The following is a 25,270-nucleotide window of genomic DNA, read 5'->3' as shown; positions in this document are numbered from 1 at the left end:
ATTGTCGCGTTATGCCCACGCCCTACGGTTCACGAGGCGGCATGGCGTTCAGCGCGGACGAGCTGCGGGTGCTCCGACGTGCCCTCGCCATCGCCCTCCACCCCATGCCCCTGTCCGACGAGGACGTCCAGGACTGCCTGCGGCTCGCCGGCTCCGTGGACGAGGCGGCCGGCGAGGCGGGTCGGCTGAGAGCGTTCCTCCTCGCCGACCTCGCCCGCTACCGCAACGCCCTCCCCGGCTCCGCCACCGGCTACCTGGAGCTGCTCCAGGACGCCCTGGCGGCCGGCTACGACCCCCGCCCGGACGATCTGGCCGCCCTGCGGGCCCTGCGTGGCGGGCGGCTCGCGGCGGCCCTCCTGGAGCGCTGCCAGGTGCTCGCCGAGCGTTCCGTACGGGCCCGGCTCGCCGGCCGCTCCGCCGGACTCGTGGCCCCCGGGCCCCGCAGCAGGCTGCTCGCCCTGCCCGGCGGCCGTGCCGCCGGGCAGGAGCCGGACCGGCCCAGGACCCCGGCGGCTCCGGACCGCCCCCGGAAGCCCGGCGACCGCCCGATGCCCAAGCCCTCCGAGGTCTTCCCGCCGCGTCGCAGGCCCGCGCCGCCCCCGTCCGAGGAGCGGGCGGCCGGCTGACCTCCACGCGGCGTCCGACGCGGCGGCCTCCCACCGGGAGGTCGCCGCGTCGGGCCGTTCCGGGCTCGCTACTCTGGACGGCATGGACTACGTATCCGCGCTCGTGCCCCCCGTGGTGATGGCCGTCTTCTTCATCGCCCTGATCGTGATCATCGTCAAGAGTCAGGGTGGTCCGAACAAGACCAAGGAGGACGCCGTGGTGGATGCGGCGCTCGCCCGCGCGGAATCCGTAAAGCAGACCGCTCATCCGGAGAATGCCTGATCACGGCAGCGGTCCGCCCGCCCCGTATCTTCACGGCGCGCGCGTCCCCGGGGCGCACGACTCATCCGAGCCGTGCGCTCTTTTGCTGTGTAAATACCAGAACAATCGGGACATCTAGCACTAAAATGATCTCGTGCCCCGCCAATTGGGAGACCTCGAAGACGCCGTGATGACGCGCGTCTGGCAATGGAACCGACCGGTCACGGTGCGGGAAGTCCTTGAGGACCTTCAGCAGGAACGGTCCATCGCCTACACGACCGTGATGACGGTAATGGACAATCTCCATCAGAAGGGCTGGGTGCGCAGGGAAGTCGACGGCCGGGCCTATCGATATACGGCCGTCTCCACCAGGGCCGCCTACTCGGCCGCACTGATGAACGAAGCCTGGTCGCGCAGTGACAACCCCGCCGCCGCACTTGTCGCGTTCTTCGGCATGATGTCCGCCGAACAGCGCGAAGCGCTCCAGGACGCCGTTCGCATGGTTTCCCCCAACCTCGCCGAAACCCCCGGCAACCCCGCGGAACCGACCGCCGCCGCCACCGGAGATGACGCCCCGGCCGATGACGTGCCGCCGGAGAGCGGGCGATAGCGTCGGGGCATGTCCTCAGACCAGCCGCAATGCGATCCGGATACCGAACTCCATACCGACCCGTCGGTAAATAGACCGGCCATCACCGTCCGGCGGGCCAGGACGAGTGATGTCGCGTCCGTACGACGACTCCTCGACGGGTACGTGTCCGGAGGCATCCTGCTAGACAAAGCGACTGTCACCCTTTACGAGGACATCCAGGAGTTCTGGGTCGCGGAACGCGACGAGGACGCGGCTGTCGTCGGCTGCGGCGCACTGCATGTCATGTGGGAAGACCTGGCGGAAGTGCGGACCCTTGCCGTCGATCCCCGCATCAAGGGCGCGGGAGTCGGGCACCACGTACTGGACAAGCTCTTGCAGACCGCGCGATGGCTCGGCGTCCGCAGGGTTTTCTGTCTCACCTTCGAAGTGGACTTCTTCGCGAAGCACGGCTTCGTCGAGATCGGAGAGACGCCCGTCGACACCGATGTCTACAGTGAGCTGCTGCGTTCCTACGACGAGGGTGTCGCGGAGTTCCTCGGTCTCGAACGAGTGAAGCCGAACACCTTGGGCAACAGCCGGATGCTTCTGCACCTGTGATCTGCAGAAGGACCTGCAACCCTATGTCCGAATCGCGCACGTTTCCCGTCCTCTCGGGCTGCTGAACCCCTCCAGGGGGTTTGTGTTTTCGAGGGAAAAGCGGTTTCCTTTCCGCGTACTCCATTTTCGATGAAAGGAAATCCCGTGGCACAGAAGGTTCAGGTCCTTCTTGTCGATGACCTCGACGGCGTCGAGGCCGATGAGACCGTCACGTTCGCCCTTGACGGCAAGACGTACGAGATCGACCTCACCACGGCCAACGCGGACAAGCTTCGCGGCCTTCTCGAGCCCTACACCAAGGGCGGACGCCGTACCGGCGGCCGTGCGGCCACGGGCCGCGGCAAGGGCCGTGCCGTGGCCGGCGGGAACAAGGACACCGCGGAAATCCGCCGGTGGGCGCGGGAGAACGGCCACAATGTGAATGACCGCGGCCGCGTTCCCGCCGAGATCCGCGAGGCTTACGAGAAGGCCAACGGCTGATCCGCTCCACCCCTTGTCGGCGCCCCCGAACGGGCGCGTGACAGCCGGACCCGATGGCATTCGGTTGCCGCGGCGTCCACCAGGCGTACGAGATCGGGGGCATCCCCACCGCTGCTCCCGAAGCCCGCGAGGGCCGGCAGTCGCGGCTCGGGCGCACGCCTCGGCTCTGGGGGCCGCAGCCACACGGCGGCCCCCGGCGAGTCCCCCGGGGTGCCCGGGAGAGGCGGGGCCGTGACACGGCCCCCCGCACCCACGGCGGTCAGGTCCAGTGCGACCGGGCCCCACTCCAGCCAGTCGAGCAGCCCCGGCAGCTCATCGGCGCCGCCCGCGGCGACCAGCAGCCCCATCCGCGTACCGGACAGCAGTACGGGACCGGTGCGCACACCGCGCCGCAGCACGGCGTGACCGGCCTCGGCGGGCAGCTCCAGCACATCGAAGAGCGCCCCGGTCAGCAGCCGCAGCGGAGCCCGTCCCGCGGTGGCCCAGCCCAGCTCCCTCGCGTACCGCCGGGCGAGCGCGGCATCGGCCGAACCCGGAGCGGCATCGGGTGACGATCGGGGCTGAGGGACGGTGGGAGGCATGTCCGATGAACCGCTCGATCGCCTCCGGGGTTACGCAGGGCCTCCGGAGCGTTACGTTCAGTCCTGGCCGCGGGGGCGTGCGAGAGCATTCGGCAGCGCAAGGATGTTCGCCCGTAGCGGAGGGAACGGGGGCGCGCCGCATGGACTGTCAGTGATTGCGGGTAAGACTTTCCTAGTGGGAAGGGGCGACACGCTGGCCGAGGCGTCTCACGTTCGCCATCGGCGTACTGGCGAAAGGGGTATCTGCCTGGCCTGCGGGAACATCGTCTCGCACCATCGGGTTGGAGCAGTTGTCAGCTGTTCGGCAGTAAGAATCCCCGCCCGGCGCGGGGTGATCCGGACGGATGTCGGCAGTTGGAATGAGCTGTCCCGTCCTGCGGGACTAGCATGCGGAAGGACTGGGAGGGGACCGACCCCTCACTGACCGACCGCTCTGAGGAGCGATTAACGATGTTCGAGAGGTTCACCGACCGCGCGCGGCGGGTTGTCGTCCTGGCTCAGGAAGAAGCCCGGATGCTCAACCACAACTACATCGGCACCGAGCACATCCTCCTGGGCCTGATCCATGAGGGTGAGGGTGTCGCCGCTAAGGCCCTGGAGAGCCTCGGGATTTCGCTCGAGGCGGTCCGCCAGCAGGTGGAGGAGATCATCGGGCAGGGGCAGCAGGCTCCTTCCGGGCACATCCCCTTCACCCCGCGAGCCAAGAAGGTCCTGGAGCTGTCGCTCCGCGAGGCTCTTCAGCTGGGCCACAACTACATCGGCACCGAGCACATCCTGCTCGGCCTGATCCGCGAGGGCGAGGGCGTCGCCGCCCAGGTCCTCGTGAAGCTGGGCGCCGACCTGAACCGGGTGCGGCAGCAGGTCATCCAGCTGCTTTCCGGGTACTCGGGCGGCAAGGAGGCGGCCACCGCAGGCGGTCCCGCCGAGGGCACGCCCTCCACGTCCCTGGTGCTCGACCAGTTCGGCCGGAATCTCACCCAGGCCGCTCGTGAGTCCAAGCTCGACCCGGTCATCGGGCGCGAGAAGGAGATCGAGCGGGTCATGCAGGTGCTGTCCCGCCGGACCAAGAACAACCCGGTCCTCATCGGCGAGCCCGGCGTCGGCAAGACGGCGGTCGTCGAGGGCCTGGCCCAGGCGATCGTCAAGGGCGAGGTGCCCGAGACCCTCAAGGACAAGCACCTCTACACCCTGGACCTCGGCGCCCTGGTCGCCGGCTCCCGGTACCGGGGTGACTTCGAGGAGCGCCTGAAGAAGGTCCTCAAGGAGATCCGCACCCGCGGCGACATCATCCTGTTCATCGACGAGCTCCACACGCTGGTCGGTGCGGGTGCCGCGGAAGGCGCCATCGACGCGGCTTCGATCCTGAAGCCCATGCTGGCGCGCGGTGAGCTCCAGACCATCGGCGCCACCACGCTCGACGAGTACCGCAAGCACCTGGAGAAGGACGCCGCTCTCGAGCGCCGCTTCCAGCCCATCCAGGTCGCGGAGCCGTCGCTGCCGCACACCATCGAGATCCTCAAGGGTCTGCGCGACCGTTACGAGGCCCACCACCGGGTCTCCATCACGGACGAGGCGCTGGTCCAGGCCGCGACCCTGGCCGACCGGTACATCTCGGACCGCTTCCTGCCGGACAAGGCGATCGACCTGATCGACGAGGCCGGATCCCGCATGCGTATCCGCCGGATGACCGCGCCGCCGGACCTCCGCGAGTTCGACGAGAAGATCGCGGGCGTCCGCCGCGACAAGGAGTCGGCCATCGACTCCCAGGACTTCGAGAAGGCGGCTTCCCTCCGTGACAAGGAGAAGCAGCTGCTGGCGGCGAAGGCCAAGCGCGAGAAGGAGTGGAAGGCCGGCGACATGGACGTCGTCGCCGAGGTCGACGGCGAGCTCATCGCCGAAGTCCTGGCCACGGCCACCGGAATCCCGGTCTTCAAGCTGACGGAGGAGGAGTCCTCCCGTCTGCTGCGCATGGAGGACGAGCTCCACAAGCGCGTCATCGGGCAGAAGGACGCCATCAAGGCCCTTTCGCAGGCGATCCGCCGTACGCGAGCCGGTCTGAAGGACCCGAAGCGCCCCGGTGGCTCGTTCATCTTCGCCGGCCCGTCCGGTGTCGGTAAGACCGAGCTCTCCAAGACGCTCGCCGAATTCCTCTTCGGCGACGAGGACGCGCTGATCTCCCTCGACATGTCGGAGTTCAGCGAGAAGCACACGGTTTCCCGCCTCTTCGGTTCGCCCCCCGGCTACGTGGGCTACGAGGAGGGCGGCCAGCTCACCGAGAAGGTGCGCCGCAAGCCGTTCTCCGTCGTCCTCTTCGACGAGGTCGAGAAGGCCCACCCCGATATCTTCAATTCCCTGCTCCAGATTCTGGAGGACGGTCGCCTGACCGACTCCCAGGGTCGGGTCGTGGACTTCAAGAACACGGTCATCATCATGACGACCAACCTCGGGACCCGGGACATCTCGAAGGGCTTCAACCTGGGCTTCGCCGCCCAGGGCGACGTCAAGACGAACTACGAGCGGATGAAGACCAAGGTCAACGAGGAGCTCAAGCAGCACTTCCGGCCGGAATTCCTCAACCGCGTCGATGACACGGTCGTCTTCCACCAGCTGACCGAGGAAGACATCATCCAGATCGTCGACCTCATGCTCGCCAAGGTCGACGAGCGCCTCAGGGACCGCGACATGGGCATCGAGCTCAGCGGCGAGGCCAAGATGCTGCTCGCGAAGAAGGGCTACGACCCCGTGATGGGCGCCCGGCCGCTGCGCCGGACGATCCAGCGGCAGATCGAGGACATCCTCTCCGAGAAGATCCTCTTCGGTGAGCTGCGTCCCGGTCACATCGTGGTCGTGGGCACCGAGGGCGAGGGTGACGAGAAGACGTTCACCTTCCGCGGCGAGGAGAAGTCGGCTCTGCCCGACGTCCCGCCGATCGAGCAGGCGGCAGGCGGCGCCGGCCCGAACCTCACGAAGGACGCGTGACGCGCGCCTAGGGCGTGAGCCCGAGCGTGTGAAGGGGCTGCCCCGGCACCGGTTCTCCACCGGTCCGGGGCAGCCCCTTCGCGTAGGGCGTGGATGCGAAGCCGGTCTCCCCGTGCGTCGCCGCCCACCAGGGCCGTGCCGACGCCTCCGTAGACGTCCACCCGGAGACCGGTCCAGGGGAGCAAGGGCGTGAGGTCCAGTTCCGCTGTGCCCGCCGGAACGTTCAGCGTCGGCGTGGTGGGACGAGCGGGACGCACTCGACCCGGCGGGCCGTCGCGCTGCCGCGGGACCTGCCGGGCGACGCCCAGGAGCACGTCCCCCATGAAGACCGGGCCGCCGGAGAGCCGGACAGCGCGGCCGGTTCGTCGTCGGGGCGCGCGGCGGGCGAGCCGTCGAGGTCGCAGACCAGCAGGTCGCGGACGAGTCCCGCCATGGGTAGCACCGTCGCCGTGTACGGGTCCGCCTCCAGGCGCTGGTCGCGCCCGCAGCGCTGGACGCGCGGGAAGCCGGTGATCTCGCACGCGGGTACCGCCTGGCGGGTGTCGACCACGCCGAGCCGTACGGGAGGCACCGGCCGCACCGGTTCGACGGCCTCCAGCAGGGTCACGTCCAGTCGGTGGTCGATCCAGGCGACGGTGGCCCGTACGCGGTCGGAGACGGCTGGGTGGGCGATCAGGACGGACCCGGACTCGACCACATGGGCGCAGGTCAGGACCAGCCGGTCGGTGAGGAGGACGCCGCTGCCCTGCTGGATCGCGGAGACGACCACCGTGCGGTCGGCCGGCGGCACCGTGCTCACGGCCTCGCCGCCCCGTCACCGGACCCGGCCGTTGACCCGCCGTCCCGCGGTGCGCTTCCGCCGAATCCCGCCGTGGAGCCGTCGTCCTCCGTCCCGATCTCCCAGGCCTCGCCCGTCGCGGCGTTGCGCGGGGCCAGGGTGAAGGCCGCCTTGTGCGTGCGGCCCGTGGTGCGGGCGGCGTCCGCGCCCGCCTCGACCACCCAGGCCTTCGCCTTGCCGCCCGTCCTGGCCTCCTGGCGCAGTTCGAGGGGGAAGTCCATCTGGATGTCGCAGACCGCGAAGGAGACCGGGGGAGGGGGGCCGTGGCCCGGGTCGCCGCGTCGATGAGCTGGTTGCGGAGGGACGCGACGGCATCGGCGAGCTCGATGCCTTCCAGCGCGTGGGTGTCCAGCGCGTGGGTGTCCGGTACCTGGTGTTCGGTACGTGGGTGTTCTCGGCCGTCGCGGGCCCCCCTCGGGGTGTGGTGCCGCTTTCCCGTCGGCGTCGTGAAGCAGCAGGCCGAAGGTCCCGAATCGGAAGGGCCTAGGTCCCACCGGCGGTGACAAGGCGCACAGCCCGAAACAGGCCTACTACCCGGGCTAGGAGGAGGGTGCGTGATCGGCCGCAGGACCTTCGGCCCGGCGTCGGCGGGCCCTTCCGACGTTCTGGGTGATACGGGCCTTTCGCGGTGCGATGTCCGGAAAGAGGCTCATGGAACAGGTGTTAAACGTCTTCCGTGCGAAGGATTTCGTGGCCCGTGCCGACTCCTCGCAGAGGGACAAGCGCGACCAATTCCCTCGGCCCTCTCTACGGCTTTTCTTCGTAGATGGGGGGTTTGAGCACCGGCGGGGGTGCGGGTTACCAAGGTGGAGCAAGCCCGGACAGCACGCCGGGTCCACTCACCTTCGGAGGACTTCCTCGTATGAAGCGCGCAACGAACCAGCACACCATCCGCCCGTCCGCCTTCCGCGTCCGTGGCGCCGTCCTGGCCGCCGGCCTGGGAGCGTCCGTGGTGCTGGGTGCCGGATCGGCGTTCGCGTCCAGCGGCACCGAGGCCGCCGCCGCTCCTCTGGCCGCGGGCACGACCGCCGGCTCCGTCGCCGCGCAGGCGACCGCGCAGGGCAAGGCCGCCGACGCGGCCAAGAAGGCCTCCGCCAAGAAGGCCTCCGACGCGAAGAAGAAGGCCGAGGACAAGAAGAAGGCCGCGAAGAAGAACGCCGCCTCCTGGAAGTCCCCGGTCAAGAAGTACACGCTGAGCGCCAGCTACGGCACCGGCGGCGCCCGCTGGGCCGCCAAGCACTCCGGCCAGGACTTCGCCGTGCCGGTCGGCACCGACGTCGTGGCCGCCCACAAGGGCACCGTCGTGAAGGCCGGCCCGAACGGCGCCGGCGACGGCCCCGCGTACGGCAACGCCGTCGTGATCAAGCACTCCAACGGCAAGTACTCGCAGTACGCGCACCTGTCGAAGGTCAACGTGAAGGTCGGCGAGCAGGTCAAGACGGGCGAGAAGATCGCGCTGTCCGGCAACACCGGAAACTCCAGCGGCCCGCACCTGCACTTCGAGATCCGCACCAGCCCGAACTACGGCTCGGCGCTGAACCCGGCCGCGTTCCTCCGCTCGGTGCACGTCTCCATCTGATCCGGCCGGCGTAACCGCGCGACCCCGAGCCGGCCATCGAAGCGCCCGGCCGATCGCGCAGCACAACCGAAAAGTGTCAGTGGACCCGTTACACCCCGGTACCCGGGGCGTGCGCCCGGGTCACCCGTCCGACGGCGACGTCGAGGACAGCCTCACGGCTCACTCCTCGGGGTCGCCGTCGTCGTTCCACCACACCGTCCACCCTGCGTACGGCTCAGTCCGACGCCTGCCGCTGGTCCGCCATCCGCAGCACCGGGAAGCTCCCGGTCACCGTCGGCGCGTGCTCCGGCAGCCACAGCACCGCGATCGCCCCGCCCGTGCCCTCCGCCGCGCCCGAGGGCGCCGCGTTGCGGAAGGTCAGCCGGGCTCCCAGCACCCTCGCCTGGCCCGCCGCGATCGTCAGGCCGAGACCGTGCCCGTGCCCGGCCCGGTCCATGCTTCCGGTACGGAACCGGCTCGGCCCGTCCCGCAGCAGCTCCTCCGGGAATCCCGGACCGTGGTCGCGGACCCGCACCACCCGGCCCTCGACCGTGACCTCCACCGGGGTCGAACCGTGCTTCGCGGCGTTCCCGAGCAGATTGCCGAGGATGCGCTCCAGCCGGCGCGGATCGGTGGAGACCCACGACTCGTGCACCACCCGCACGGTCACCTCCGGGTTCAGCAGCCCGATCCGGCGGCCGACGAACTCGCCGAGCGGCAGCATCTGGAGTTCCGCCCGCTCCGAGGCGCTGTCCAGCCGGGCCACCTCCAGCACGTCCTCGACCAGTGTCCGCATCGCCTGCGCCCGGTCCCGCACCAGCTCGGTGGGGCGGCCCGGCGGCAGCAGCTCGGCCGCCGTGAGCAGCCCGGTCACCGGGGTACGCAGCTCATGGGCGATGTCCGCGGTGACCCGGCGCTCCGCCTCGATCCGCTCGTTCAGAGCGTCGGTCAGCGCGTCGACCGCCCGCGCCAGCTCGTCGGTCTCGTCGCGGACGACCCCGCCGACGGCCTCCCTGACCCGTACGTCCGTCTGACCCTGGGCGACCCGGCCCGCAGCGGCCGCCGCCTTGCGCAGCCGGCGCGAGAGCTGACCGCCGATGAGGACCCCGAGCGCGCAGCCGCCGAAGACCACCGAGACCGAGCCGATGAGCAGGGCACGGTCCAGGTCGTCCATGATCGTGGCGGAGCGGTCCGCGAACCGGGAGTGCAGCGAGAGCACGTCCCCGCCCGCCAGTGGAACCGCCGCCCAGACCTCGGGGACCCCGTCGGGGCCCTGCGTCACATGGGTGGCCCGGCGGTTCTTGCGGACCTCGTCGCGCAGGCTCGGCGGGATCGTCGGGTCGTTGAGCTTCGCCCCGAACTTCGGCCCGCCCTTCTGCATGCTCGTCGCCTCGTAGAAGCGCTGCGCGCCCAGCAGCCGCTCCAGCTGCACCTCGCGGGCGTTCTCGATCATCGAGACGCGGGCCGCGTTGTGCACCACGAGGCTCAGCGCCACCGCGACGAGCGCGCCGACCGCCGCGATGGCGATGCTGATCTTCCAGCGGACTCCGGTCCGCAGGGCCAGTCGCTTCATCCGCGCAGCTTGTAGCCGAAGCCGCGGACCGTATCGATCCGGTCCTGGCCGATCTTGGTGCGCAGCCGCTGGACGTGGACGTCCACGACCCGGGTGTCACCGCCCCATCCGTAGTCCCAGACCCGCTCCAGGAGCTTGTCGCGGGACAGGACGGTGCCCGGCGCGGACGAGAACTCCAGCAGCAGCCGCATCTCGGTGGGCGTCAGCGCCACCTGCTCACCGGCGCGCCGCACCTCCATGCCGTCCGTGTCGACCTCCAGATCACCGAAGACCAGCACCCCGCCGAACGCCCCCGCCTCCCCCTCCGCACCGCCCTGGCCCGGACCGTCCGGCCCGGCCGCGTGGCCGAAGCGGCGCAGCACCGCCCGGATGCGGGCGACCAGGACCGCGCCGTCGAAGGGCTTGGTGACGTAGTCGTCGGCCCCGGCCTCCAGGCCCAGCACCACGTCGATCGAGTCGGCCCGCGCGGAGAGCATGATCACCGGGACGGTCGACTCGTCCCGGATGCGGCGGCACAGGCTCACCCCGTCCAGACCCGGCACCATCACGTCGAGCAGGGCGATGTCCGGCCGGTCGGCGCGGAACGCCTCCAGACCGGAGAGCCCGTCGGGCATCGCGGTGACCATGAAGCCGACCCGTTCCAGGGCGAGCTGGGTGGCCTCGCGGATGACGTCGTCGTCCTCGACGAAGAGGACGTGGGTCTCGGCCATGGGGCTGCTTCTCGCCTTCCGTTCCCGCTCGGTTCCACCGGCACGGCCTCGTGCCTGCCCGGTCTCAATTCCTGTCCTGCTCCACCGGCGCCTCGGACGGAACCGGTTCCACCGGGTCCACCGGCTCCGACTGCACCGGAAGCTCGCCGTCCGTGCCCTCGACGGCACGGCTGAAGTCGTTGTGCACCCGGTCGTGCTCGGTGAAGCGGTCGCTCGCCCAACGGTAGGTGACCACCTCCGAGCCGGACGGGTACGCCAGCGGGTCCTTCGACCCGTAGACCTGGGTCGTCACCACCAGGTCGCCCCGGTCGATCGTTCCGTAGACGGCGGGGACCTCGGCCGCGAAGACGTTCGTGTACGAGCCGTTGCCGTCCGCCCGGTAGACATACGTTCCGACGCCCACCGAGTCGGCGCAGCTCATCACGTTGACCACCACGTCGGCGGCCCGGGCGCCCGTCATCGACCCGTAGGAGGTGTCGATGGGATAGGCCTTGCCCGCGCAGGGCCTGAGCCCGTCCCTGACCTGCTCGCCCACCTTGGGGTCGCCCTTGAGGAGCCGCACGGCGTCGACCCGCCTGACGGGCGGGGTCGTGCCGGAGGGGCTGGCCCGGGGGGTGACCTTGGCGACCGGCTGGCTGCCGGCGGGACCCTCGTCCCGGGTACCGGTGCCGCCCGTGGAGCAGCCGACGCCGAACAGCCCGAAGGCGACGAGTCCGGCCAAGGCCGTGCCACTCGCCGCCATACCGCTCCGGAATCCTCGGCTCCGGCCCGTTCTCCCCGGATCGTCGCCGTCGTCCGAGCCCCCGGAACCATTCAGGGAGGAACCGCTCAAGGAGGAACCGCTCGGGGAGGCATCACCCGAGGAGGAGTCACTCAAGGCAGGGCCCCTTCCGGCAGGGCTCCTTCCGGCAGGGCCCCTCCTGGAGGGGCCGCCGGAGGAATCGCCCCCGAAGCCGCCCCCGCCGCTGCTGCTGCCGCTCAGGCCGCGCACCGCTCCATCCCCCGCTCGTCGTGACGCCCGTTCCGCTGCGCCGGTGTGTGTGCCCTCGCCCCCGGCACCGTCGTCACGGGCGACCGCGGGGCGGGGACACGGGCGGAGGTGACCGGCGCCGCGCTCCGGTGGCTCCCGGTCTCCCGGGCGACCGCCTCGCGGCTGACCAGCTCGCGGCTCTCCAACTCCTGGCGCAGTCGTGCCAGGGCCCGGTGCAACGTGCTCTTGACCGTACCGGCCGACATGCCGAGTGCCGCGGCCGTCTCCTCCGTGCTCATCTGCTCCCAGTGTCGCAGCACGACGACGCTGCGCTGCTTGGGAGCCAGGATGCCGAGGATGTCCATCAGCAGGGCGCGGTCGGCGCGCTGCTCGCTGCCGTCCTCGACGCTCGCGTCCGGCAGCTGCTCGGTCGGGACCTCTTCGAGCTTGCGCGCCCGCCACCACTCCGTACGGGTGTTGATCATGACGCGGCGCAGATAGGCGTCGGCCAGGGACTTGTCGGCGATGCCGTCCCAGCGGCCGTAGGTGCGCACCAGGGCGGTCTGCAGCAGGTCCTGGGCATCCACCGGGTCGGGAACCAGACGACGCGCGCTGCGCAGCAGCGCCTCCTGCCGTGTGCGTACGTAGTCCTCGAACGCGAGCACCTCGCCCTGCGCCATGACAACCGCCTCCGTCCCCGAACATCCCCGTGCCACAGGCGGCACCGCGGGTGTTCCGCGGTCCGGCCGTCCTGCTGTCGGAGACGCTACGGAGGCGTTGTCACGGCGATGTGCGGAGCAGCCGTAGGCCGGTGCACGGCTGCCCATCGGTTGTGTAACAGTGCGGGAGAAGACGTTTCCCGGGATCGGGCCGAGAGGGGCTGCGGATCCGGCCCGGGGTCAGGCAGGTCAGGTCAGCGGCAGCCGGTACCGGCCGTCCGCCAGCGGCTCGACCAGCCCGTCCGCCACCAGCCCGTCCAGTGCGCGGGCCCGCTGCACCGGCTCCTCCCACACCGCGTCCAGCGCGGCCTGGGCCACGGGGCTCACCGAGTCCCGCAACACCGCCAGCAGCCGCCCGCGCACCTGGCGGTCGGTCCCGGCGTACGTCTGGCCCTTGCGCGGCGGCCCCTGGTGCGCGGGCTTCCCCGCCAGCCGCCAGGCACACCGCGAGGCGATCGGGCACCGGTCGCAGTCCTCGTTGCGCGCGGTGCACACAAGGGCGCCCAGCTCCATCGTGGCCGCCGCCCAGCGCGCCGCCCGCTCGTCCTCCTCGGGCAGCAGCGCCCGCGCGAGCTTGCGCTCGGCGGCCGTGGTCGCGTTCGGCGGGTACTGGACCCCGGACGCGGCGCGGGCGAACACCCGGCGCACGTTCGTGTCGAGCACCGGGTGCCGCTGTCCGTACGCGAACGAGGCCACGGCCGCCGCCGTGTACTCGCCGATCCCGGGCAGCGCCAGCAGCTGGGCGTGCTCGCTCGGCACATCGCCGTCGTGCCGTTCCGTTATCGCCTGCGCGGCCCCGTGCAGGCGCAGCGCACGGCGCGGGTAGCCGAGCCGGCCCCAGGCGCGGACCGCCTCCCCGGGCGCCTCGGCGGCCAGGTCGGCGGGGCGGGGCCAGCGGGCGAGCCACTGTTCGTACACCGGGAGGACCCGGCTCACCGGGGTCTGCTGCAGCATGAACTCGCTGACCATCACACCCCAGGCGCCCGCTTCGGGGCGGCGCCAGGGCAGATCGCGGGCATGCTGCTCGAACCACCCGATGACGGGGGCGTGGAGGGAGGCGGCGGGGGGCGTCTGTGTCGAAGTCATGGCAGTCATCGCACGACGATCCTGGCACGGAAGAGGGAGCGGCGGTCACGGGCGCGGGGGTGTCGGCCCATGCGGCGGTCCACGGGGTGACAACGCCACCCGTTCTGTCCCCTGTGACCGGATCTCCGTGATGATGATCGGCAGAACTTGCGGCCGGAGCGGCGGGTGGGGCCTGAGTCGGCCCGGATCTCTCGTAGAGTTCGGGCCGTGGGATCTATGCGCAATCCGGTCGGTCCGCTTCCCTCCAGCATCTACTGGCGACGAAGGGCGGTAGCGGGACTTCTCGTTGCGCTGCTCGCCGTGTTGATCGCCTGGGGCGTGACGTCCGGAGGCGGTGGGGGAGGCCGGAGCGACGGCAAGTCCGGCGGCTCCGACCCGGTCGAGTCGATCACTCCCGGGCCCTCGGGATCCGGCCCCGCGATCAGCCAACAGCCGGGCGGCCGCGACGAGTCGGGCGAGGACGGCGGCTCCGGCGGTTCGGGCGGCTCCGGTGGCGGCGCGGGCGGGTCCTCCGGGGGTGCGGGCGAGGGTGCCTCGTCCGACGGGGCGTCAACGGGCGGTGCGGGCGCGGCCGGTTCGGGTTCGGGCGGCGGCGGCACGGCGGGCCAACAGGTCCCGGCCGGCTCCCCGCTCCCCGAGTGCAAGCCCGCCGCGGTGCGGTTGAGCCTGCGGACGAAGGTCAGTTACGGCCCCGACGACAAGCCGAAGTTCGAACTGATCGCGAAGAACACCTCGTCGGCGACGTGCAAGGCCGACCTCGGGCCGAAGAGCGCGGTCCTCACGGTCACCGAGGCCGGTGGCGAGGACGACGATCCGATCTGGTCCTCGAAGGACTGCCCCGCTGCGGCCGGCCCGTTGTTCCTGCAGGTCCCGGCGGGCGCGACGGTGATCCACACGGTCGACTGGAACCGCACGCTGTCCGCCCCCGGCTGTGCGACTCCTCCGGCGGGCAAGGCGGGCCCGGGAACGTACCTCCTGGAGGCGAAGGCCCCGGGCGCCCCGGTCCAGCGGGCCTCGTTCGTCCTCGCGAAGGACTGACCGGCCTCTGCGGCCCGGCAGACCCGGCCCGTCCGGCGTCTGAGGACGGAACCGTCCACGTGGACGAGCGATGCGCCAAGAGGTCCGGGCCCACCCGTCACGGCACCGCCCTCCGGGCCCAGGGTTCCGTCCTCACACGCCGGACGGGCTGGTGGTGGTCCGGGCCGGCCCGTATGAGCATGGCCTGACCGGGCCCGGGGTTCCGTCCTCAGACGCCGGACGGGCTGGTGGTGGTCCGGGCCGGCCCGTATGAGCATGGCCTGACCGGGCCCGGGGTTCCGTCCTCAGACGCCGGACGGGCTGGATGCGGCTCGGGCCGGTCTCAGACGTACCGCTCCAGGATCGACGACTCCGCCAGCCGCGAAAGCCCCTCCCGGACGCTGCGCGCCCGTGCCTCGCCGACGCCGTCCACCGTCTGGAGGTCGTCCACGCTCGCCGCCAGCAGCTTCTGTAGACCGCCGAAGTGCTCCACCAGCCGCTCGATGATCGCCCCCGGCAGCCGCGGCACCTTCGCCAGCAGCCGGAAGCCCCGCGGGGACACCGCCGAGTCCAGCGTCTCGGGCGAGCCGCTGTAGCCCAGCGCCCGCGCCACCACCGCCAGCTCCAGCAGCTCCGTGTGGCTCAGCGCGTCCAGCTCGGTCAGCGCCTCCGCCACCGTGCGCGACCGCTTCGCCGTCGGCTCGGGCACATAGTCCCGGACGACCAGCTCCCGCTCCGGCTCCACCCCGGCGATCAGCTCGTCCAGCTGGAGGGAGAGCAGGCGTCCGTCGGTGCCGAGCTCGACCACGTACTCCGCGATCTCCGTGGCGATCCGCCGCACCATCTCCAGCCGCTGCGCCACCGCCGTCACGTCCCGGACGGTGACCAGGTCCTCGATCTCCAGGGCGGACAGCGTGCCCGCCACCTCGTCGAGGCGCAGTTTGTACCGCTCCAGCGTGGCGAGCGCCTGATTGGCCCGGGACAGGATCGCGGAGGACTCCTCCAGGACCCGTCGCTCCCCGTCCACGTACAGCGCGATCAGGCGCATCGACTGGGAGACCGAGACGACGGGGAAGCCGCACGCCTTGGAGACCCGGTCCGCCGTGCGGTGACGGGTGCCCGTCTCCTCCGTGTGGATCGAGGCGTCCGGGACCAGCTGCACGCCGGCCCGCAGGATCTTGGTCATGTCCTTGTCGAGGATCAGCGCCCCGTCGAGCTTGCACAGCTCGCGCAGGCGCGTCGCCGTGAACTCCACGTCCAGCACGAATCCGCCGGTGCACATCGACTCGACGGTCCTGTCCATGCCCAGCACGATCAGCCCACCGGTATTGCCGCGGAGAATGCGCTCCAGGCCGTCCCGCAGGGCCATTCCGGGCGCGACCGCGCTCAACGAGGCGCGCATCAGCGCCTCGTTACCGGTGCCTTGGCCGGACTTTCCGGGCGTCGTCGCCCGGTCGTTGGCTGCCACTGCACTCCTCCGGTCACAGGTTGCGGTGCCCTCGCGTCCCCCATGCCGTGTCCACGGGCGGGCGAGACCAGGGCAAAGTCTACCGGCGCGCGTTGTCTTCCTGACGAGGCTGCGGCGCCTCTTGACGAGACCGGCGCGGGAGAACCCGCAGAGCGTCGCCCATGTCGGCGACTTCCGTGACCTTCATACCGGCCGGGACCTTGCCCGGATCCGTCGGAACGAGCGCGTGGGTGAAGCCCAGACGGTGTGCCTCGGCCAGTCTCCGCTGCACCCCGGTGACCCTCCTGACCTCGCCCGCGAGCCCCACCTCACCGATCGCGACCAGGTTCTTCGGGAGCGGGGTGTCGCTGGCCGCGCTGGCCAGCGCGAGCGCGATCGCCAGGTCCGCGGCGGGCTCGGTGAGCTTCACGCCGCCCACCGTCGCGCTGTAGATGTCCCGCTTGCCGAGCGCGGTGATCCGGCCGCGCTGCTCCAGCACGGCGAGCATCATCGATACCCGGGAGGTCTCCAGACCCGAGGTGGTGCGCCGGGGCGAAGGGATCTGCGAGTCGACGGTGAGCGCCTGCACCTCGGCGACCAGGGGGCGCTTGCCCTCCAGGGTCACCGTCAGACAGGTGCCCGGCACCGCCACGTCGCGGCGGGTCAGGAAGAGGCCCGAGGGGTCGGCGAGACCGGTGATGCCCTCGTCGTGCAGCTCGAAGCAGCCGACCTCGTCGGTCGCCCCGTAACGGTTCTTGACGCCGCGCACCAGCCGCAGCCGGGCGTGCCGGTCGCCCTCGAAGGACAGCACCACGTCCACCAGATGCTCCAGCAGCCGGGGCCCGGCGATCGCGCCGTCCTTCGTGACGTGGCCGACGAGCAGCGTGGCCATCCCGCGCTCCTTGGAGGCCCGGATCAGCGCTCCGGCGACCTCCCGGACCTGGGCCATCCCGCCGGGCGCGCCGTCGATCTCGGGCGAGGCGACCGTCTGCACCGAGTCCAGGACGAGCAGCGAGGGCTTCACCGCGTCCAGGTGGCCGAGCACCGCGGAGAGATCGGTCTCCGCCGCGAGGTAGAGGTGGTCGTTGATCGCCCGGATCCGGTCGGCCCGCATCCGGACCTGGCTCGCGGACTCCTCGGCGGTCACATAGAGCGTGCGGTGGTCCTCGCTCGCCGCCTTGGCCGCCACGTCCAGCAGCAGCGTCGACTTGCCGACGCCCGGCTCGCCCGCCAGCAGCACGACCGCGCCCGGCACGAGCCCGCCGCCGAGCACCCGGTCCAGCTCGCCGACGCCGGTCGAGCGGGCGGTGGCCTGCCGGCTGTCGACCTGGCCGATCGGCACGGCCGCCGTGGAGACCCGCCCGGCCGCGGTGGTGCGCACGGCGGGGGCGCCGCCGAACTCCTCGACCGTCCCCCACGCCTGGCACTCGGGGCAACGGCCGAGCCACTTGGCGGTGGTCCAGCCGCATTCGGTACAGCGGTAGGACGGCCGGTCCTTCGCGGATTTCGTACGGGCAGCCATGGCGCCACCGTATAGGTGGGGTACGACAACCTCTCCCGCGCGGCGGCGTGCGGGGCCCCGCCGCGCGCAGGGCGCACGGAAGCGCACCGGAGCACTACGGGCGGAATCCGTGATCCCTGTCCTCTTTCGAGGGATACGTTCACTCGTAAGGGTTAAATGCGTGCAAGGGGTACTGGGGCATGCGCTCCTCTGCCTACGGTCGCCGGGTGATGAGCAGCAGGCTGGAGACCCCGACGCACACCACCGGCGCACACCGGGCGCACCGCCGAGCACCTCACCCCCCGGCGCAGCGACCGCCCGTACGTTACGAGCCGTATCTCGACGGACTCTTCACCTACTGCCTCTCCGTGCTCTGCGATCACGGCGCGGCCGCCGAAGCGCTCGGCGCCGCGCTGTCGGTCGCGGACCGGCAGGACGCCCGGGGCCCCACGGCCGAGGAGGAACGTCAATCCTGGCTGTACGCGCTGGCCCGCTGGACCTGCCTGCGCACCCTCACCGAACGCGGGCGCGGCCGGCAGGCCCACCGCCGCCCCTCGGGGACGGTCGAACCGCCCCGCACGGCCAAGGCCTCCGCAGAGCGTCAGGCCTCCGTGGCCTTCGCGCCGTTCCGGCACCAGGGGGCGCACACCATCCGGCGCACGCCGGAGCACACCTCGCCCGTCACCCCCGAGGACGCCGCCGTGCCCGCCCCTTCCGAGTCGCCGGCCGCCGAGGCCCGCCGCCGGGAGCTCGCCACGCTCGCCTGGCCCGAGGCCGCGGGCACCACCCCGGAGCAGCGCGAAGCCCTCGAACTGGCCGTACGCCACCGGCTCGCCCCGCGCGCCGTCGCCGCCGTGCTCGGTCTGGAGCCCGCCACCGCCCGGGAGCTGCTGGCCGGCGCGGCCTGCGAGGTGGAGCGCACCCGCGCGGCCCTCGCCGTCGTCCGGACCGGCGACTGCCCCGCCGTCGCCCGGATCACCGGCGACCACCAGGTGCTGCTCTCCGCCGCCCTGCGCCGCGAGCTCGTCCGGCACGTGGACGACTGCCCCCGCTGCCGCCGTGCCGCCGAGCGGGCCGATGCCGCGGGCCCCTGGCCCGGAGCGGCCCCGGTCCCGGTCGTCGCCCTGCCCGTCGTCGAGGCCCCCCGCCCCTCCGTGTACGTCGCGATGGCCCAGGCCCAGCGCTCCCGCGCCGCCGGCCCGCGCTTCGACCGGGCAGGCTATCCGCTCGACCCCAAGGACCAGGCGGCCCGCCGGGACCGGCTGCGCGCCCGGCTCGTGACGACCACGGTCGTCGCGACGGTGGTCGCCGCCCCCGTGATCGCCCTGTGGGCCGCCTACCGGGGAGCGCCCCAGACCGGCGAGGGCCACGACGGGACCTCGGTCGCCGCCACGGAGGTCGACGGTGCCGGCGGTATGAACGGCGACCCCTACAGCGACACCGACGACGGCCGCCCCGGCAACCGCTTCGGCGTCCGCGTCCCGGACGTCACCGCCGAGGTCGTCAGCACCGGCGGCGCGCCGCCCGGCGACGCCCGGCTCGCGGTGACGGCCCGGACCTCCGGGGCCGTCACGACGCTCACGCTGACCGCCTCCGGCCGGGGGCCGGTCGGCTGGTCGGCGGCGACGGACGCCCCTTGGCTGCGTCTCAGCCGTACGTCCGGCACGCTCGCGGCCGGGCGGAGCACGACGATCGTGGTCTCGGTGATCCGGGCCGCGCAGCCGGGCGGACCGTGGCGGGCCCGGATCTCGTTGACGCCCTCGGGGTCCGCCGTGCTCATCGACGGTCACGGGGGCGCGGCCCCGACGACGGGCGGCCCGCGCCCCTCGCGCCCGGGAACGGACTCCCCCCGGCCCACGGACCCGGGCACCACGGACCCCGGCCCGACCGATCCGGGTCCCACCGATCCGGGTCCGACCGATCCCGGCCCCACCGACCCCGGGCCGGGCCCGACCGATCCCACCGATCCGCCGGACCCCACGGACCCGCCGGACCCGACCGACCCGCCCGAACCGACACCCGGCCCCACCGACCCCACCGAGCCGAGCCCCACGGACCCGGCCCCGACCGACCCCGGCCCCTCCGCCCCGGACCTGGCGGGCTGAGCCCGGACCTGGCGGGTCGAGCCCGGACCTGGCGGGCTGAGCCCGGACCTGGCGGGTCGAGCCCGGACCCGGCGGGTCGAGGGCCCGCCGGCCGGTACGGCCCCGTGCGCCTCAGCCCTTCTGCGGCGCGGGGGGCGGGTCCGCCGGGTGGGGGGCCATCGGCAGCAGCGAGGACAGCCGCTCCTCGCACAGCCCGACCAGCCGGTCGTAGCCCTCCTTGCCCATCAGCTCGATCAGCTCCGGGCGGTAGGACACGTACACCGGGTCACCGGCCCCGTGCGCCGAGGTGGCCGAGGTGCACCACCAGTGCAGGTCGTGACCGCCCGGACCCCAGCCCCGGCGGTCGTACTCACCGATCGTCACCTGGAGCACCCGCGTGTCGTCGGGCCGGTCGATCCAGTCGTACGTCCGCCGCACCGGCAGCTGCCAGCACACGTCCGGCTTGGTCTCCAGCGGCTCCTTGCCCTCGCGCAGCGCCAGGATGTGCAGCGAGCAGCCCGCCCCGGCGGGGAAGCCGGGCCGGTTCTGGAAGATGCAGGAGCCCTCCCAGCGGCGCGTCTGGCGTTCGCCGTCCTCGTCGACGCCGACCCAGCCCGTCTCCGCGCCGACGTCGTGGAACTGCCACAGCTCGGGAGTGAGCCTGGCCACGTGCCCCGCGACGCGCTTCTCGTCGTCCTCGTCGGAGAAGTGCGCGCCCAGCGTGCAGCAGCCGTCGTCCGCCCGGCCCGCCTGGATGCCCTGGCAGCCGCTGCCGAAGATGCAGGTCCACCGGGAGGTCAGCCAGGTCAGATCGCAGCGGAAGACCTGCTCGTCGTCGGCCGGGTCGGGAAACTCCACCCAGGCCCGGGCGAAGTCGATGCCCTTCTCGTCGGACGGGGCCGGTCCGCTCGCCCCCGGCTGTGCTGCCTGCTTGTTCGACTTCTGCTTCTTCGTGGCTTTGTCCTGCTTAGCCTTTTTCGTCTTTGGCACGCGGACAGCGTAAGTCCCATGGCGCAGTAGCGTTCCCCCATGAGACTCGGAGTCCTCGACGTGGGATCGAACACGGTTCACCTGCTGGTGGTCGACGCCCACCCCGGCGCCCGCCCGCTGCCCGCGCACTCGCACAAGGCGGAGCTCCGGCTCGCCGAACTCCTCGACGACGGCGGCGCGATCGGCCCCCTCGGCGTGGACCGGCTGGTGGCGACGATCGCCGGTGCGGTGCAGGCCGCCGAGGACAAGGGGTGCGAGGACGTGCTCGCCTTCGCCACCTCCGCCGTGCGCGAGGCGACCAACGCGGACCTGGTCCTGGAGCGCGTGCGGGTCGAGACCGGCGTCGACCTCGCGGTCCTCAGCGGCGAGGAGGAGGCCCGGCTGACCTTCCTGGCCGCCCGCCGGTGGTTCGGCTGGTCGGCGGGGAAGCTGCTCGTCCTCGACATCGGCGGCGGCTCCCTGGAGATCGCCTTCGGCATCGACGAGGAGCCGGACACCGCCGTCTCCCTGCCGCTCGGCGCGGGCCGCCTCACCGGCGCCTGGCTGCCGGACGACCCGGCCGGCCCCGAGCAGGTCAGGGCGTTGCGCCGGCACGTCCGGGCCAGCATCGCGCGGACGGTGGGCGAGTTCAGCCGGGCCGGCCGCCCCGACCACGTCGTCGCCACCTCCAAGACCTTCAAGCAGCTCGCCCGGATCGCCGGCGCCGCCCGCTCCACCGAGGGCCTGTACGTCCAGCGCTCGCTGAGCCGCAAGGCGCTGGAGGACTGGGTGCCCAAGCTGGCCGGGATGACGGTCGAGGAGCGCGGCCGGCTCCCCGGGGTCTCCGAGGGCCGGGCCGCCCAGCTGCTCGCCGGGGCCCTGGTGGCCGAGGGGGCGATGGACCTGTTCGGCGTCGAGGAGCTGGAGGTCTGTCCCTGGGCCCTGCGCGAGGGCGTCATCCTGCGCCGCCTGGACCACCTCCCCGCGGAACGCGCCGCGCTGCCGGGGTGACGTGGCGTACGGCGGCGGACTCCGGGCGGACCGCTCGGGCGCCGCGGCGGGACGGGACGCACCGCTCCGGTGACGTACGGTGACGACCTCATGGCCCTGATCACTTTCCGCCAGGAGCCCTCGGCGCGGCGCACCCGTGCCCGTACGCTGTCCAGGTGGCAGAACCCGTGGTGCGCATCCCCGATGCGAAGGTCGCCCTGTCAACGGCCTCGGTCTACCCCGAGTCCACCGCGACGGCCTTCGAGATCGCCGCGCGCCTGGGATACGACGGCGTCGAGGTCATGGTCTGGACCGACCCCGTCAGCCAGGACATCGAGGCCCTGCGCCGGCTCTCCGACTACCACCGGGTCCCGATCCTCGCGGTGCACGCCCCCTGCCTCCTGATCACCCAGCGCGTCTGGTCCACCGACCCCTGGGTCAAGCTCCAGCGGGCCAGGGCCGCCGCCGAGAAGCTGGAGGCCTCCACCGTCGTGGTGCACCCGCCGTTCCGGTGGCAGCGCAACTACGCGCGCGACTTCGTGACCGGTATCTGGCGGATGGCTCAGGAGACGGACGTCAGGTTCGCCGTCGAGAACATGTACCCCTGGCGCTACCGGGACCGCGAGATGCTCGCGTACGCGCCCGACTGGGACGTCACCAACGACGACTACCGGCACTTCACGGTCGACCTCTCGCACACCGCGACCGCCCGCACCGAGGCGCTCGCCATGGTGGACCGGATGGGCGACCGGCTCGCCCACGTCCACCTCGCCGACGGCAAGGGCTCGGCCAAGGACGAGCACCTGGTGCCCGGCCGGGGCGACCAGCCGTGCGCGGAGCTGCTGGAGCGCCTGGCCCGTACGGGCTTCGACGGCCATGTCGTCATCGAGGTCAACACCCGCCGCGCGATGTCCTCCGCCGAACGCGAGGCCGACCTCGCCGAGGCGCTGGCCTTCACCCGCCTCCACCTGGCCACCGCGGCCGCCGCCGACCCGTCCCCGAAGATCCGCCGCCCGTGACCGAGGGGTCCGACCGACCGCCCGTGACCGAGGACGCTCCCGCCCCGCGCCGCCGGGGCCGCCCCTCCCGCGAGGCCGCGGCCTCGCGGGAGGGGCCCGACGCCCGTACGCGCATCCTGGAGGCGGCCCGTACGGAGTTCGCCGAGCGCGGCTACGACAGGACGTCGATCCGGGGCATCGCCAGGGCCGCCGGGGTCGACGCGGCCCTCGTCCACCACTACTTCGGCACGAAGGACGAGGTCTTCGCCGCCGCGGTCGAGGTCACCTTCGAACCGGCCCTGGTCGTCCACACCGTGCTCGGCGGTCCGCCGGAGGGGCTGGGGGAGCGGCTTGCGCGCTTCTTCCTCTCCGTGTGGGAGGACCCGGCCACCCGCTCCCCCCTGCTGGCGATCCTGCGCTCCGCGCTGACCCACGAGGCGGCGGCGAAGGTGCTGCGCGAGTTCGTTCTGCGGCGGCTGCTGGAGCGGATCGCGGCGGAGCTGGACGTTCCGGACGCTACGTTCCGCGCCGAGCTGGCCGCCTCGCACATGATCGGCATCGCGATGCTCCGCTACGTGATCCGCGCCGAGCCGCTCGCCTCCGCCGACCCTGAGGACATCGTGGCGATGGTCGCCCCCACGCTCCAGCGATACTTGGGTGAGCGCTGAAACCCGAGCGCCGAACCCCGGCGGGGGGCTGACCACCCACCGGCCGTCGCGTCCCGCATTCCGGACGGGCTGTCCAGATCTTGGATCCGGGGCGTACGCTCGAAGGCAGTCTTTTCTTTAACTGTCGGAGGCAGTCCCCCTGCCGAAGGAGCGAGCGACGATGCCGCAGCTGAGGTCCCGCACGGTCACCCACGGACGCAACATGGCGGGCGCGCGCGCCCTTATGCGCGCGTCGGGCGTAGCGAGCGCGGACATCGGCAAGCCGATCATCGCGGTCGCCAACTCGTTCACCGAGTTCGTCCCCGGCCACACCCACCTCGCCCCGGTCGGCCGGATCGTCTCCGAGGCGATCCTGGCGGCGGGTGCGGTCCCGCGCGAGTTCAACACCATCGCCGTGGACGACGGCATCGCGATGGGCCACGGCGGCATGCTCTACAGCCTGCCCTCCCGCGACCTGATCGCCGACTCCGTGGAGTACATGGTCGAGGCGCACTGCGCGGACGCGCTGATCTGCATCTCCAACTGCGACAAGATCACCCCGGGCATGCTGATGGCCGCCATGCGCCTCAACATCCCGACGGTCTTCGTCTCCGGCGGCCCGATGGAGGCCGGCAAGGCCACCCTCGTCGACGGCACGGTCCGCAAGCTCGACCTGGTCAACGCGATCAGCGACGCGGTCGACGAGTCCGTCTCCGACGAGGACATGCTCCGCATCGAGGAGAACGCCTGCCCCACCTGCGGCAGCTGTTCCGGCATGTTCACCGCCAACTCGATGAACTGCCTGACCGAGGTCCTCGGCCTCTCCCTCCCCGGCAACGGCTCCGTCCTCGCCACCCACACCGCCCGCCGGGCGCTGTACGAGGACGCCGGCCGCACGGTCGTCGAGATCACCAAGCGCTACTACGAGCAGGACGACGAGACCGTCCTGCCGCGCGCCATCGGCACCCGCGCCGCGTTCGACAACGCGATGGCGCTGGACATCGCCATGGGCGGCTCGACCAACACGATCCTGCACCTGCTGGCCGCCGCCGAGGAGGCGGAGCTGGCCTACGGCCTCGACGACATCAACGAGGTCTCGCGCCGGGTCCCCTGCCTCTCCAAGGTCGCCCCCAACGTCGCCCCCGGCGGCACGTACTACATGGAGGACGTCCACCGGGCCGGCGGCATCCCCGCCCTCATCGGCGAGCTCCACCGCGGCGGCCTGCTCAACGAGGACGTGCACGCGGTGCACTCCGACACCCTCGCCGAGTGGCTGAAGAACTGGGACGTCCGCGGCGGCTCCCCGTCGCCCGAGGCCGTCGAGCTGTGGCACGCCGCCCCCGGCTGCGTCCGCTCCGCGACCGCCTTCTCGCAGTCCGAGCGGTGGGACACCCTCGACCTGGACGCGGCGGGCGGCTGCATCCGCGACGTCGAGCACGCCTACTCCAAGGACGGCGGTCTCGCCGTCCTCAAGGGCAACCTCGCCGTGGACGGCTGTGTCGTGAAGACGGCCGGCGTCGACGAGTCGATCTGGACCTTCGAGGGCCCGGCCGTCGTCTGCGAGTCGCAGGACGAGGCCGTCGACAAGATCCTCCGCAAGGAGATCCAGCCGGGCGACGTCATCGTCATCCGTTACGAGGGCCCGCGCGGCGGCCCCGGCATGCAGGAGATGCTCTACCCCACCTCCTTCCTCAAGGGCCGGGGCCTGGGCAAGGTCTGCGCGCTGGTCACCGACGGCCGCTTCTCCGGCGGCACGTCGGGCCTCTCCATCGGCCACGCCTCGCCCGAGGCGGCCTCCGGCGGCACCATCGCGCTCGTCGAGGACGGCGACCGCATCCGGATCGACATCCCGAACCGCTCCATCGAACTGCTCGTCGACGACGCCGAACTGGCCACCCGCCGCGAGGCGCTGAACGGCGTGTACGCGCCGAAGAACCGCGAGCGCAAGGTCTCGGCCGCGCTGCGCGCCTACGCGGCGATGGCGACGAGCGCGGACCGCGGCGCGGTCAGGGACGTCTCGAAGCTGGGATGACGTCCCGGATCTCCGCCCTCGGCACCCGAGGGCGG

The 25,270-nt window shown here is 72.1% G+C and carries 22 protein-coding genes and 2 pseudogenes; 13 read left to right on the top strand and 11 right to left on the bottom strand.

Annotated elements, in window-relative coordinates; translation table 11 throughout:
- Window positions 1-41 precede the first annotated feature (41 nt).
- From ACIRJT_RS26775 to ACIRJT_RS26755, 5 genes are all read left to right on the top strand, one after another.
- Window positions 42-626, top strand: coding sequence for a hypothetical protein (locus tag ACIRJT_RS26775; RefSeq protein ID WP_403914082.1), 585 nt, complete (start codon window positions 42-44; stop codon window positions 624-626).
- A gap of 82 nt (window positions 627-708) precedes the next feature.
- Entirely contained in the window at window positions 709-888 is a 180-nt protein-coding gene (locus tag ACIRJT_RS26770) for a hypothetical protein (protein WP_371624266.1), read from the top strand.
- A gap of 133 nt (window positions 889-1,021) precedes the next feature.
- Window positions 1,022-1,477: a BlaI/MecI/CopY family transcriptional regulator gene (locus ACIRJT_RS26765; protein WP_403913735.1), complete on the top strand. Its 456-nt coding sequence runs from the start codon at window positions 1,022-1,024 to the stop codon at window positions 1,475-1,477.
- 9 nt (window positions 1,478-1,486) lie between these two features.
- Complete coding sequence (locus ACIRJT_RS26760; protein WP_403913733.1) at window positions 1,487-2,056, top strand: amino-acid N-acetyltransferase; 570 nt, start codon at window positions 1,487-1,489, stop codon at window positions 2,054-2,056.
- Window positions 2,057-2,200: 144 nt separating this feature from the next.
- Entirely contained in the window at window positions 2,201-2,536 is a 336-nt protein-coding gene (locus tag ACIRJT_RS26755; RefSeq protein ID WP_003968298.1) for an Lsr2 family protein, read from the top strand.
- On the opposite strand, the gene ACIRJT_RS26750 is transcribed toward ACIRJT_RS26755, so the two are convergent.
- Window positions 2,515-3,117, bottom strand: a complete 603-nt coding sequence (locus ACIRJT_RS26750; protein WP_403913730.1) for an SCO3374 family protein — start codon at window positions 3,115-3,117, stop codon at window positions 2,515-2,517. The genes ACIRJT_RS26755 and ACIRJT_RS26750 overlap by 22 nt on opposite strands.
- Before the next feature lie 450 nt (window positions 3,118-3,567).
- On the opposite strand from ACIRJT_RS26750, the gene ACIRJT_RS26745 reads away from it, so the two are divergent.
- Window positions 3,568-6,096 (top strand): ATP-dependent Clp protease ATP-binding subunit, encoded by a 2,529-nt coding sequence (locus ACIRJT_RS26745; RefSeq protein WP_018959703.1) that lies wholly within the window; start codon window positions 3,568-3,570, stop codon window positions 6,094-6,096.
- Between the two features lie 238 nt (window positions 6,097-6,334).
- Here ACIRJT_RS26745 and ACIRJT_RS26740 read toward each other — a convergent pair.
- Window positions 6,335-6,895 (bottom strand): annotated as a pseudogene (locus ACIRJT_RS26740) (trypsin-like peptidase domain-containing protein); the annotation flags it as partial.
- A pseudogene (locus tag ACIRJT_RS26735) lies at window positions 6,892-7,286 on the bottom strand (trypco2 family protein). The pseudogenes ACIRJT_RS26735 and ACIRJT_RS26740, both read right to left, overlap by 4 nt.
- Before the next feature lie 510 nt (window positions 7,287-7,796).
- Here ACIRJT_RS26735 and ACIRJT_RS26730 point away from each other — a divergent pair.
- Window positions 7,797-8,513, top strand: coding sequence for a M23 family metallopeptidase (locus ACIRJT_RS26730; protein ID WP_403913727.1), 717 nt, complete (start codon window positions 7,797-7,799; stop codon window positions 8,511-8,513).
- A gap of 214 nt (window positions 8,514-8,727) precedes the next feature.
- Here ACIRJT_RS26730 and cseC read toward each other — a convergent pair whose 3' ends face one another.
- From cseC to ACIRJT_RS26705, 5 genes are all read right to left on the bottom strand, one after another.
- A complete protein-coding gene (gene cseC / locus ACIRJT_RS26725) occupies window positions 8,728-10,065 on the bottom strand; it encodes a two-component system sensor histidine kinase CseC (RefSeq protein ID WP_403913724.1) in 1,338 nt (445 codons plus the stop codon).
- On the bottom strand, window positions 10,062-10,775 hold the full coding sequence (gene cseB, locus ACIRJT_RS26720; protein WP_403913721.1) for a two-component system response regulator CseB: 714 nt from the start codon (window positions 10,773-10,775) through the stop codon (window positions 10,062-10,064). The genes cseC and cseB overlap by 4 nt, the downstream gene beginning before the upstream one ends.
- Window positions 10,776-10,839: 64 nt before the next feature.
- Entirely contained in the window at window positions 10,840-11,517 is a 678-nt protein-coding gene (locus ACIRJT_RS26715; protein WP_403913719.1) for a hypothetical protein, read from the bottom strand.
- A gap of 236 nt (window positions 11,518-11,753) precedes the next feature.
- Entirely contained in the window at window positions 11,754-12,425 is a 672-nt protein-coding gene (locus ACIRJT_RS26710) for a SigE family RNA polymerase sigma factor (protein ID WP_403913716.1), read from the bottom strand.
- Between the two features lie 228 nt (window positions 12,426-12,653).
- Window positions 12,654-13,559, bottom strand: coding sequence for an A/G-specific adenine glycosylase (locus ACIRJT_RS26705; protein ID WP_403913714.1), 906 nt, complete (start codon window positions 13,557-13,559; stop codon window positions 12,654-12,656).
- A gap of 291 nt (window positions 13,560-13,850) precedes the next feature.
- Between ACIRJT_RS26705 and ACIRJT_RS26700 the strand changes: the two genes are divergently transcribed.
- Window positions 13,851-14,588, top strand: coding sequence for a hypothetical protein (locus ACIRJT_RS26700; protein WP_403914079.1), 738 nt, complete (start codon window positions 13,851-13,853; stop codon window positions 14,586-14,588).
- Window positions 14,589-14,910: 322 nt separating this feature from the next.
- Here the strand turns inward: ACIRJT_RS26700 and disA are convergent, their stop codons facing one another.
- Both disA and radA read right to left on the bottom strand, forming a co-directional pair.
- Window positions 14,911-16,035 (bottom strand): DNA integrity scanning diadenylate cyclase DisA, encoded by a 1,125-nt coding sequence (gene disA, locus ACIRJT_RS26695; protein ID WP_403913711.1) that lies wholly within the window; start codon window positions 16,033-16,035, stop codon window positions 14,911-14,913.
- 79 nt (window positions 16,036-16,114) lie between these two features.
- Window positions 16,115-17,536, bottom strand: a complete 1,422-nt coding sequence (radA, locus tag ACIRJT_RS26690) for a DNA repair protein RadA (RefSeq protein ID WP_018959693.1) — start codon at window positions 17,534-17,536, stop codon at window positions 16,115-16,117.
- Between the two features lie 209 nt (window positions 17,537-17,745).
- On the opposite strand from radA, the gene ACIRJT_RS26685 reads away from it, so the two are divergent.
- Window positions 17,746-19,620 (top strand): hypothetical protein, encoded by a 1,875-nt coding sequence (locus ACIRJT_RS26685; protein WP_403914076.1) that lies wholly within the window; start codon window positions 17,746-17,748, stop codon window positions 19,618-19,620.
- Window positions 19,621-19,731: 111 nt separating this feature from the next.
- Here ACIRJT_RS26685 and ACIRJT_RS26680 read toward each other — a convergent pair whose 3' ends face one another.
- Window positions 19,732-20,589 (bottom strand): hypothetical protein, encoded by an 858-nt coding sequence (locus tag ACIRJT_RS26680; protein ID WP_403913708.1) that lies wholly within the window; start codon window positions 20,587-20,589, stop codon window positions 19,732-19,734.
- A 39-nt stretch (window positions 20,590-20,628) separates the two neighbouring features.
- Here ACIRJT_RS26680 and ACIRJT_RS26675 point away from each other — a divergent pair, with 39 nt between their 5' ends.
- From ACIRJT_RS26675 to ilvD, 4 genes are all read left to right on the top strand, one after another.
- The gene (locus tag ACIRJT_RS26675) at window positions 20,629-21,579 is read left to right on the top strand and encodes a Ppx/GppA family phosphatase (protein WP_403913706.1); all 951 of its coding nucleotides are present in this window, start codon (window positions 20,629-20,631) and stop codon (window positions 21,577-21,579) included.
- A 155-nt stretch (window positions 21,580-21,734) separates the two neighbouring features.
- On the top strand, window positions 21,735-22,577 hold the full coding sequence (locus ACIRJT_RS26670; protein ID WP_403913703.1) for a sugar phosphate isomerase/epimerase family protein: 843 nt from the start codon (window positions 21,735-21,737) through the stop codon (window positions 22,575-22,577).
- Between the two features lie 23 nt (window positions 22,578-22,600).
- Window positions 22,601-23,224, top strand: coding sequence for a TetR family transcriptional regulator (locus ACIRJT_RS26665; protein WP_403913700.1), 624 nt, complete (start codon window positions 22,601-22,603; stop codon window positions 23,222-23,224).
- 160 nt (window positions 23,225-23,384) lie between these two features.
- A complete protein-coding gene (gene ilvD / locus ACIRJT_RS26660) occupies window positions 23,385-25,235 on the top strand; it encodes a dihydroxy-acid dehydratase (protein WP_403913697.1) in 1,851 nt (616 codons plus the stop codon).
- Window positions 25,236-25,270: the final 35 nt, after the last annotated feature.

The organism is Streptomyces sp. NPDC102283 (genome assembly GCF_044766265.1).
Taxonomy (GTDB): domain Bacteria; phylum Actinomycetota; class Actinomycetes; order Streptomycetales; family Streptomycetaceae; genus Streptomyces.
Note: the sequence above shows the minus strand (reverse complement) of the source record. Positions and strands in the feature narration are given on the sequence as shown.